The sequence below is a fragment of the Sphingomonas sp. CROZ-RG-20F-R02-07 genome (genome assembly GCF_022662335.1).
Lineage (GTDB): Bacteria > Pseudomonadota > Alphaproteobacteria > Sphingomonadales > Sphingomonadaceae > Sphingomonas.
In genome coordinates, this window is the sequence record NZ_JAKNQJ010000062.1 from 1 (window position 1) to 218 (window position 218).

Consider the following 218-nt stretch of genomic DNA (forward strand, 5'->3'; position numbering starts at 1 on the left):
GCCGCGATGCTGCCGATTGCAGCGCTCGCGTCCGTGTTGACGGTGTAGTTGGCCGCGTCGCTCCCGGTCAGCGCCAGGTTGCCCACGCTTACCGTCTTCGCAGTGCCGACGTTCTTGGTGTCGTAGCTGCCGCTCGTCGGGTTGTTCAGGGCGACGGCGTCGCCCGCAACCATACCGGCGAGGGCATAGTTGCCACCCGTCAGCATCGCCGCCGTCGT

The 218-nt window shown here is 67.4% G+C and carries 1 protein-coding gene; it reads right to left on the reverse strand.

Annotation, left to right across the window (positions count from 1 at the left end; translation table 11 throughout):
• Positions 1–218 (reverse strand): YDG domain-containing protein (locus tag L8H00_RS18720; RefSeq protein WP_242098878.1); only part of this gene is annotated, 218 nt, incomplete at both ends.